This window comes from Lysobacter enzymogenes (assembly GCF_017168095.1).
In the GTDB taxonomy this organism is placed as follows: domain Bacteria; phylum Pseudomonadota; class Gammaproteobacteria; order Xanthomonadales; family Xanthomonadaceae; genus Lysobacter; species Lysobacter enzymogenes_D.
This window is the reverse complement of record NZ_LXSD01000051.1, coordinates 1-4,093: the sequence shown is the minus strand read 5'-3', so window position 1 is coordinate 4,093 and position 4,093 is coordinate 1. Positions and strand designations below refer to the sequence as shown.

At 70.4% G+C, this 4,093-nt stretch carries 3 protein-coding genes; 2 read left to right on the top strand and 1 reads right to left on the bottom strand.

The features are described from left to right. Positions 1-134: 134 nt before the first annotated feature. Positions 135-587: a CopD family protein gene (locus A7A76_RS01505; RefSeq protein WP_206409535.1), complete on the top strand. Its 453-nt coding sequence runs from the start codon at positions 135-137 to the stop codon at positions 585-587. A 1,058-nt stretch (positions 588-1,645) separates the two neighbouring features. Here the strand turns inward: A7A76_RS01505 and A7A76_RS01500 are convergent. Next, positions 1,646-3,352 (bottom strand): alkaline phosphatase, encoded by a 1,707-nt coding sequence (locus tag A7A76_RS01500; RefSeq protein ID WP_206409534.1) that lies wholly within the window; start codon positions 3,350-3,352, stop codon positions 1,646-1,648. Positions 3,353-3,724: 372 nt separating this feature from the next. Between A7A76_RS01500 and A7A76_RS01495 the strand changes: the two genes are divergently transcribed. Further along, positions 3,725-4,093 (top strand): ArsR/SmtB family transcription factor (locus A7A76_RS01495; protein WP_206409533.1); only part of this gene is annotated, 369 nt, incomplete at its 3' end.

Sequence of the window (4,093 nt, the reverse complement as noted above, 5' to 3'; positions counted from 1 at the left end):
GAACCCGGCGCCGCCGCGTCGGCCCGCCGCGCACTGCGCGGGCCGGCCGGCCCCGCTGGAAACGCACCAGGCCTCGCACCGGCGCGCAACGCCTGCGGAGCCGCCGCCACCTGTTGTGTACCGGGAAGCCTGCGATGAATGCCTATCTGTGGACCAAGACCTTCCATATCGTGTTCGTGATCGCCTGGATGGCCGCGGTCTTCTACCTGCCGCGGATCCTGGTCAACCTCGCCGAGGCCCAGGGCGAGCCGGCGGTGCGCGCGCGGCTGCTGCTGATGGGCCGCAAGCTCTACCGCTTCGGCCACGTCATGTTCGGCCTGGCCTTCGTCTGCGGGCTGCTGATGTGGCAGGGCTACCGCGTGTTCGGCGACGGCCTGCCGCAGATGTTCGCCGTCGGCGGCTGGCTGCACGTCAAGCTGACCCTGGTCGCGGTGCTGCTGGCCTACTACATCTTCACCGGCCGCTGGCTCAAGGGCCTGGACAAGGGCCGCGCGCTGCCGTCCTCGCGCACGCTGCGCTGGTTCAACGAGCTGCCGCTGCTGGCGTTGATCGCGGTGGTGTGGCTGGTGTTGGCCAAGCCGTTCTGAGTTCTTCCGCGCCCGCGCAGAGGCCGCGGCCCCCCCTGTAGGAGCGGCGCGAGCCGCGACCGCGGGGTGGCAAGTCGCGCCGTAAGCGTGGTGTCGCGGTCGCGACTTGCGTCGCTCCTACAGGGGCTTCGTCGCAGTCCGCAGCGGCTTTGCCGGTGCTGTCGCTTCGGCCGTCGCGGTGATTTCCACAGCGCCTGTGGACAAGCATGCGGACAGGCGCCGTGGAATCGGGTTCCACGCCTTGCGCCGCAAGGCTTTCGCGAGATTGATCATTTTTTGTCCAGGCGCTGCATGAGCGCGCCGACTTGGCTCTGCACGGCAGTTTCACGCGTTCCACGCCGAGGCGTTCCCACGTTTCGCAGTCTGCGCGACTGCGCTGCGCTATCCACACGCGCTGTGGACAACCATGCGGACAGTTGTCGTGGAATCGGGTTTCACGCCTTATGCGGCGGGGCTTTCGCGAGTTTGGACATTTTTTGTCCAGGCTGCGGAAAGACTGGAAATCCCGGGTGGATCGCATCGCGGTCGGCCGCGGCTGCGTTCCGCCCCGGGTTTTCCCGCGCTGCGCTATCCACATCGCCTGTGGACAAACTTGCGGACACTCTCCTTGGAATCGGGTTTCACGCCTTGTGCGACAAGGCCTGCGCAAGTTTGGCTAAATTTTAGCCACGCGCCCGGGGCGGCGAAAATCGCGACGGCTTGACGCGATCGCGCGCATCGCCTAGCCCGCGCTTCGCATGCAGGCCGCGAGCCGCGCGGCTATCCACACACGCTGTGGACAAGGTTGCGGACAGCGGCCGTGGAATCGGGTTCCACGCCTTGCGCCGCAAGGGTTTCGGCGGTTTGGACAAAAAATGTCCAGGGCTGGGAGCCGCGCTGGGCAACGCGGCCGGCGCTGCAAACGCGCGCTTTCGGTCCTGGCGCCGGCTTCGCCACCGTCGCCCAGAGCGGCGCGGCGGCCGGCGTGGCGGCAATGCGCGGCGGGCAAAAAAAATGGCGGCCCGCGTACGGGCCGCCATCCGGTTCGCTGCATCGGCGCGCCGAGGCGCCGCCGCGGCTCAGCGCGCGCTCTTGAAGTCCTCGGGCTTGGGCAGGGTCACCGGGATCTGGTGGCCGTCGCAATCGCCCTTGGCGCACAGCGAGGCGCGCAGCTTGGGCATGGACTGGAGCAGGAAGTGGTAGATGGTGTTCTGCTCGACGCTGCCGCGCACCGCCGCGCTGCCGGGGCCGCGCGCCCAGATGCCGACGTCGTCGCCGCCATGGGTCTCGCTGCTGGTCGGCACCAGCGCTTCCTGCATGTAGTCGGGCGCTTCGGTGTCGACGCGGGTCAGGTCCGGGCGGCCCTTCTCGATCTCCATCGTGCCGCTGACGGTGTGCGGGAAGGTGTGCGGGCCTTCGGGCTGCTGCGCGCTGGCGCCGGTGTAGCCCGGGCCGTTGCTGTAGTTGAGCGTGGTGTAGGGCTTGCCGAGCGCGTCGCGGGCGTAGTCGTTCGGGTCGCCGTCCTCGCCGCTGGTGCCGCGCACCTTGCCCAGCATCGGGTTGCCGCGGGTCGGGTAGCCGACGAAGCTCAGGGTGTGGGAGTGGTCGGCGGTGACCAGGATCAGGGTGTCGTCGGCCGAGGTCGCCTGGTTGGCGGCCTCGACCGCTTCGCTCAGGGCGATGGTGTCGGTCAGCGCGCGGTACGCGTTGCCCATGTGGTGGGCGTGGTCGATGCGGCCGCCTTCGACCAGCAGCACGTAGCCGTTGGGATTGCGCTTGAGCCGCTCGATCGCGGCCAGGGTCATTTCCTTCAGCGAGGGCTCGCCGGCGCCGTCGCGCGGGCGGTCGTGCTCGAACTGCATGTGGTCGGGTTCGAACAGGCCGAACAGCGGCTGGTCCTTCGGCGCGGCATTGAGCTGCTTGGCGTTCCACACGTACGCGCCGCCCGGATGGCGCTGCTTCCAGGTGGCGATGAGGTCGCGGCCGTCCAGGCGCTGGCCGACCTTGTCGTCGTACTCGGGGTCGCGCTGTTCCACCGTCATGAAGTTGGCGCGGCCGCCGCCGAGCAGCACGTCGGGGCCGGTGCCGTACGGGCTTTCGATCATCTGCCGGGCGATGTCGAGGCAGCCCTCGGCCTTGGCCTTCTCCGGCAGGTCCATGTCGTTTTCCCAGTTGCGGTCGGCCGAATGGCTGAAAGTCGCGCCCGGGGTGGCGTGGGTGACGCGGGTGGTGGTGACCACGCCGGTGGCCAGGCCGCTGCCGGCGGCGAGTTCCCACAGGGTCAGCATCGGCGCCTTGAGCGCTGCGCCGCAGTCGCCGCGCGCGCCCTTCTGGCCGATGCTGAGCACGCCGGCGCGGGTCTTCACGCCGGTGGCCATGGCGCTCATGGTGCCGGCCGAGTCCGGGGTCTGCGAGTCGGTGTTGTAGGTCTTGCTCAGCGCGGTCGAGGGGAAGCGCTCCCAGCTCAGCCGGTTCTCTTCGCCCGGCGCACCCTTGAGCTGGCCGGCGAGGATGCGCGCGGCGGCGACCGTGGTCAGGCTCATGCCGTCGCCGACGAACAGGATCACGTTGCGCGCCTTGGCCTGCGGCGCGCCGCGCTGCGCGGCCTGGGCGGCGCCGTCGCGGTACCACCAGGCCGGGGTCTCTTCCTGCGGATGCTTGATCGTCGGCACGTCGATGACGACGCCGGCCGCGGGCGCGTCGGCGCGGGTGGCCGGCGCGGCGGCCGCGCAGGCGGTCAGCAGGGCGGGAACGAGGAGGACGGAGGCGCAACGCAGCTTGGACATGGGCGGGCCGGGCGGTGGACGGACAAGCCCGCGATTATGCCCGCGGTGGGTGACGGCGAAAGGTCCGCCGGGCCGGGCGGCTTTGCGGATCGTGGCTGGCGGGGCGCGATGGCGGGGCGATGCGTGGGCGAGGCGCGGGTGGCGCCGGCGCGTGCGGGTTCGCGGTCGCGGCTTGCGCCGCTCCTACAGGGGCTGCGGACGCCGCATGGGCTACCTGTAGGAGCGGCGCGAGCCGCGACCGCGAATCCACGGCTGCGACGCAACCCCCGAGGTCGCTGCGGGCGCAACTCCCGGCGGATCCGGACACAGCTTCCGATTTTCGGAACTACGGATCATTGGCGCGCGCCCCGCGCTTGTAGCAAGCTTGCCGGCATGAGACCCCTGCATCACCCCGCCACCGCCGACATCGAACTGACCTCGGTGCTGTACGCGCTGGCCGACCCGATACGCCTGAGCCTGGTGCGCGGCCTGAGCCGCGACCGGCCGGTGTCGTGCATCCGCGTGAGCGAGAAAAAACAGCTGGCGCTGCCGCGGGCGACGCTGTCGCGGCATTTCGACGTGCTGCGCTCGGCCGGGCTGGTGCACACGGTCAAGTCCGGAACGCAGTATCTCAACACCCTGCGCTGCGACGACCTGGAGCAGCGCTTCCCGGGCCTGCTGCGCGCGATCCTGTTCGCCGAACCCGCCGCGGCGGCGCCGGCCGAGGCCGCCAAACCCGCGCCGCGCGCGGCTTCGCGGCCG

Excerpts from the sequence above, each read along its gene's own strand:
- A7A76_RS01500 (WP_206409534.1), bottom strand. The coding sequence starts at position 3,352 with ATGTCCAAGCTGCGTTGCGCCTCCGTCCTCCTCGTTCCCGCCCTGCTG.
- A7A76_RS01505 (WP_206409535.1), top strand. The coding sequence starts at position 135 with ATGAATGCCTATCTGTGGACCAAGACCTTCCATATCGTGTTCGTGATC.